Annotated in this window: 5 protein-coding genes; all 5 read right to left on the bottom strand. The window is 56.4% G+C overall.

Going from position 1 to position 4,286, the window contains the following annotated elements:
* Nucleotides 1–686, bottom strand: a 686-nt coding sequence (locus tag Q7U39_17720) for a hypothetical protein (protein MDO9119800.1), incomplete at its 3' end; no start/stop codon positions are given.
* A 17-nt stretch (nt 687–703) separates the two neighbouring features.
* Nucleotides 704–982, bottom strand: coding sequence for a helix-turn-helix domain-containing protein (locus Q7U39_17725; GenBank protein ID MDO9119801.1), 279 nt, complete (start codon nt 980–982; stop codon nt 704–706).
* Between the two features lie 1,019 nt (nt 983–2,001).
* Nucleotides 2,002–2,826: a metallophosphoesterase gene (locus Q7U39_17730; protein MDO9119802.1), complete on the bottom strand. Its 825-nt coding sequence runs from the start codon at nt 2,824–2,826 to the stop codon at nt 2,002–2,004.
* A 44-nt stretch (nt 2,827–2,870) separates the two neighbouring features.
* On the bottom strand, nt 2,871–3,116 hold the full coding sequence (locus tag Q7U39_17735) for a hypothetical protein (protein ID MDO9119803.1): 246 nt from the start codon (nt 3,114–3,116) through the stop codon (nt 2,871–2,873).
* Nucleotides 3,117–3,401: 285 nt separating this feature from the next.
* Nucleotides 3,402–4,028, bottom strand: coding sequence for a hypothetical protein (locus tag Q7U39_17740; protein MDO9119804.1), 627 nt, complete (start codon nt 4,026–4,028; stop codon nt 3,402–3,404).
* Nucleotides 4,029–4,286: the final 258 nt, after the last annotated feature.

A 4,286-nucleotide genomic window follows, 5' to 3' on the forward strand; every position in this document is an offset into this window, starting at 1 on the left:
ATGCCTACACACGCCGCGCGCCGTAACCGTGCGGTGGCAAGTTCAAAGAGGGTGGTGATCTCCTCCGGTTCTGGCATCCGGTCGCGGGCCCCGCTCACAGGAGCAGTGATTGCGCTCAGGGGATTCGACGGAATTTCCCCAACCTGTGCTGCGAAATTGAGAAATGAGTTCAGAATTGACCATTCACGTGCGATGGTGCCGTCACTCGGACGGGGATTCGCCGCGCGTCGCTTCTTAATGTACTCCTGCCCATTGCTATAGCGAAGGTCTCCAAACGGCATGGTGAAGTGAGGAATGAGATAGGTATCGATGACCTTCTCTGCCCGATGAATGTCCGCGACCCGCCGTTCACGGAGTTCATCCAGATAGGCCGGCTTGAACGCGGCCATCGTCATCCCCCCGCGTGGAGGCGGGGCAAGCTCCCCGGAGACGGCCCCGCTCTGAATCTGCAACACCATCTCGGAGGCAGCCTTATCGATGGCGTCGGCGGAGAGATCGTAGCCTAACGTTGGCCTGTACCGTTCCCCCTCGAACCAATATTCCAGATCGATGGCAACGCCACGGGTTTTGGTCGGGCGTCGGCGAATTTTGAATTTCGATCGTTGGATCAGTGGTTTCGCATGGGCAGCACATGCGGGCGAGGCGCTGGCAGGTGGCAGGGTGGGCTTCGGGCGGCGGGACGTCATGGCAGGGACACTCCTTATTAGCGATAGCGTGAGGTGCGGTGACGCGGAACCTTCCGGGGTTCCGGAGACATCGCGGGTGGGAGAGCGGATGGCTCGAGCTCCGGCTGGAGTCGCTGAGGGACCGCGGACTTGGCCCAGGCCAACAATTCTGCCCGGTCATACCGCCAATCCTTGGAACCGGGCAGCTTGTAGCGGGGAATATCCTCCCGGTTATAGAGACTGCTGGGGCTATAGCGAAGGAAGGCCGCAGCCTCCTTGAGGGTGAGAAACGGACTAGACACCAGATCGAGGGACATAGGGCACTCCTTTCCGGCACGGCAGCACGGCAGAACGACGCGTGCTAGAGACAGTCTGTGTTGGCCCATGGGGAAATGGGGGTGGCGTTTCGTGCCAGATGCGCCCCTGTGCTGGCAGTGTTTTCGGTAGGGGTGAAGGCTCGAGTCATGGGCACACCTGTGTGATGCCCACCCCCCTGATCATGACGGACATCCAACGGATCGGACTTCGATTGTGAGGGCTATGACTCTGATGTGAGGATCGAGGTGGCAGAGGGGAGAAAACGGGAGAATCTCAGAAGAAGCGTGCTCGCGCGGATGGCCCGCCGGCACCCGGGAGGACCTGCTCGGGACGATGGTCGGGGGTGGAGTGGCATGGTTATGGTTTTTATGGTGGCCGACTTTACCGGCGCCGTCGACCGTCATAGGCGTCGACCTCAGGTCCCGCATCCAGCCGCCACCTCTTCCATGACGATTGAACCCGCATTGACCAGCCCGCCAACCCGGCGCCCGACTGGTCAACCAGCGCGGGATGGTGCGGAGCTCGTGAGGCACGTATCCATCTGTGGTTTTGTAAAGACCTGATCGGGCAAGAGTGACGCGAAGAGACCTGCGCTTCGTCGATGGGCCGCGGATCGAATCTCACGCCCATCCCGAAGAAAATTTCCAGTCGTCGACTATTTCCCTCGGGTCATTTCTGGGGCACAGTATCGGTCCTCAAAGGCACACCCTTTGTAGATTGCTATGGGACTCCATGGCATTGGGTAAATCATCACAACGTGTGAAACCCCACGACTGGAGAGCACATTCTACTATTCCGCACTACAGAGCTCATGAGGAAAACCCCTGCAACCGCGGTCGGCTCAGACGAAGTCATTTCTCAGGTAAATCCATGCGCGTAGTCACTATAAGTCCGCGTGAAACCACAATATCTACGGTACGTCCTGCCCCGACCTCGATCACCGGGAACACCTCCTCGGCCAGACGGGCCTTAGAAATCAATCCATCACCGGGTCTCAGCATGAGTGAAGGCTAGGCGCTCACCGAACCTCAATCACCGCATTGACGTGTGGCTTCCCATACTGAGCTGCACCCGTAAAGACTGTGAGATTCGGCAACACCTGTGCGGTACCGCTATGGTGCGTGTGCCCGCAATACACGGTGAGCTGGCAATTCGGCCTCACCCGCATAGTCTCGAGCAACACATCCCCCACCGCCTGGCAGGCATAGAACGGAAGCCACTCATCATGATGCCGCTGCCCACGACCCCGGCAGGATTCTGGAAATGGAGGAACATGGGTAAGGAGAATGACGTGAGGATAGCGATCACATGCGTTTGGCAAGGTCTGACGAAGATAGCCAGCGGCTTCGTCGCCCAACCGCATCAGCTCCTGCTGAAGTTTAACCCGAGTCAGACCCGTCAGTTCCTGGATAAAGCGGTGGTCATTCATTTTCATGGGTGACCTGGCATAGTTCCCGTACCGACTGTCGCCCCATCCATCACAGCCCACCAACGCCGTTGATGGAGTCAAGGGAACAATGCCCGCGTCTGGGAGATACGTCAGGAACGGATGCGCACGGAAACATTCTCGAAGAGTTGCCCGCACTTCGGTGATCGACCCGCCATAGAAGTCGTGATTCCCCAACACGAAATAGATGGGCTTGTTCAGAGTCTGACTCAGTACTTCGAGATGCGGCACCAGCGCCGGAGCGACGGAGATATCTCCCGTGATAAAGAGCACATCCGGTTCATTCCGCGTGATGGAGACATAGAACGCCTCACATTCCTCCCGACTCAAGAAATCCAGATGAATATCAGTAACCCAGGCCACGCGCGTGGCTCCCTTACCTGTTGCTCCCGTCATGAAGACCTCCAAGTTCCGTATCAGCCATGATTCCTCGTGGCACCCTAGCTCTGTAAACCGTGGGCGATGCGCGCAACGAGACGACGCCATGCTCGACTCAGGTTCCAAACCAAGCGGTTTCCATTATGGTTCTCTCCGGATTTGGCCGCCATTCCGTTGAACCATCCATCTTCTCCAGCGGCTTCGAATAAGTGAGCGCCCCCCAGGGTGCGTAAGATGCGCCAGCGGCGCACACCATCGGGGCAAACCACGCTGACATAAAAGCGTCCGTCCTTGAGTTGTTTAATCATCGTCCTGTCTCCTTTGCGTTCACCTTTCAGTTTCGGTTACGGCAGCCATGAGCTCGCCCTCACCGTAGGGTGTACCTGTTCAAAACATGCTTGCAGGACTAATTCACTGACAAGATTCCGGTCGTTATGGCTGTGGGGTGGCCCGTCGAAGAGGGCTATGAGGGACTGATGTCTTGCTAGGGTGTTGCTGAGAAGTTTGGTAGTAGATATGACCCGAGGTAGATGTCTGGTGCTAGCAAAAACTTGCCCTAGCACCAGACACGCTTTGAGGCGGAACGTACGCGTTTAGTTGTTGCGAGAACTGCGGGAAAGAAAATCCCGTACCAGCTGCTCGGCGACACGATCTAGAGGTTTCACCCAGTGCTCTTTCTGTTTGTCTTTGTCATTGAGAACTGCGGCGATTCGGTCAGACAGTCCCGGCATTTGGGCTGCTATATCAGGATCGATAGATTGAAGCGCGAGACGTACATGATCTGAAAAACCAGCCTGTTCAAGTAGCCTGATCCTGATTCCCTCCTTCAAGGTTTCCTGAATTGTATTCCGCAGCCGACGCATCAGTACGTCTACGGGAGGAATGACCTTGCCGTTATGGTGCGATCGCAGCTTGCTATCTAGCCAAGTCACGAATGTCGGTGTATCCATGGCATTCAATTCGATGCGATGTTTCTGGAGCCATTCCTTTTCCTCGTTCGAGAGATAGGACGCGACAGGAACTTTGCTTTGTCTTTGGAATGTTTCTACTTCGAGATGCATGGCCTGTGCTTCTTGTGGGTCAAGGCCGAGGTTTACGATGCGCACGTCTCGCCCTCGGCGTGCCGAAGTTCCTTCTTGCAGCGCTTCATAGATCTTGGTTCCTGGGCCGTCCGCATCATGAATGCAGAAGAAGGTGAGCGGTTCCTTCGATTTGCCCATGAGGTCAAGAACGTCTCGGGCCGCTTTGGAGGCAAAGCCTTTGCTGGTTAGCAGGGCGCAATCATTTCGTTCGGGCCATTCCTTATGAATCAGAATTGGGAAAAAGCCTTCCTTTTCGCTGCTTGAGTTCTAACTCCAAGTGCAACACTGCAGGCCCTGAAGGGCTACGGTGTTGCCATGCGAACGAGATCTTATAGACACATGAGTGCCGAAGAACGTGAAACCTTGAGTCTGGGGCTGGCCCGCGGCCATTCGTTG

It is taken from the genome of Nitrospira sp., from assembly GCA_030653545.1.
Taxonomy (GTDB): Bacteria; Nitrospirota; Nitrospiria; order Nitrospirales; family Nitrospiraceae; genus Nitrospira_D.